The organism is Kocuria sp. CPCC 205231, from assembly GCF_040980965.1.
GTDB classification, from domain to species: Bacteria; Actinomycetota; Actinomycetes; order Actinomycetales; family Micrococcaceae; genus Kocuria; species Kocuria rosea.
The window spans coordinates 1-1,005 of the sequence record NZ_JAVKPP010000058.1 but is presented as its reverse complement, the minus strand read 5'-3'; the positions used below and the strand labels follow the sequence as shown (position 1 = coordinate 1,005).

Annotated in this window: 1 protein-coding gene; it reads right to left on the bottom strand. The window is 66.6% G+C overall.

Annotated elements, in window-relative coordinates; all coding sequences use genetic code 11:
- Window positions 1-1,005: MFS transporter (locus RF640_RS18830; RefSeq protein ID WP_368828659.1), on the bottom strand; the 1,005-nt coding region annotated here is incomplete at both ends.

Below are 1,005 nucleotides of genomic sequence, written 5' to 3'. Positions count from 1 at the left end.
ACGAGGGAGGGGAAGAACAGGGCCAGGAAACCGTTCATGGTCCAGCCGAAGAACACCGAGATGCCGATGCCCAGTCCCCGCATGTGCAGCGGGAAGATCTCCGCCAGCCACACCCAGACGGCGACGTTGAGGAACGTCTGCATCGAGAGCACGAAGGCGACCACGAGGATGAGGATCACGATCGGGCGGGCCGGGTTGCCTTCGGGCAGCAGGTTGCCGGCGATCCCGATCAGCAGGTGGCAGGTCGTGGTGAGGCTCAGGCCGATGATGAAGGTCTTGCGCCGGTCGAGCCGGTCCATGTTGTACAGGGCGATGATGCCACCGATCACGGCCACGGCACCGAAGGCGATGTTGGCCAGCACGGCCTGCTGGGCGGTCATCCCGGACTCCTCCAGGATGCGGGTGCCGTAGTACATGACGGAGTTGATGCCGGTCAGCTGCTGGGTCATGGACACCCCGATACCGACCAGGATGATCCGCAGCAGCCACTTGTTCGTCAGGACCGCTTTCAGCCCGATCTGGTGGGCCTGGACCTCGATGGCGGCGATCCGCTCGATCTCCTGCAGCTCGGCCTTCGCGCGATCGGCCGGGCGGACCGTCTCCAGCACCGCCAGAGCCTCGTCGTACCGGCCCTTCTCGGTGAGCCAGCGCGGGGACTCGGGCATGCGCAGCATCCCGATGAACAATCCGATCGCCGGCAGCGCGGAGACGGCGAACATGATCCGCCAGATGCCCTCCACGACGTCGCCGAGGGTGACGGCGATGATCGCGTTCATCACGAAGGCGGCCAGCTGGCCGAACACGATCGCCAGTTCGTTGCGGCCGGTGATCGATCCGCGGATCTCGTAGGGGGCGAGCTCGGCCAGGTACACCGGCACGACCGTGGAGGCTCCGCCGACGGCGAGGCCGATCAGGATCCGGCCGCAGACCAGGACCGTGTACCCGGTCAGGGAGAACGTTCCCTCCTCAGCAGGTGTGGGGGTGAGGACCACCAGGGCGGTGCCG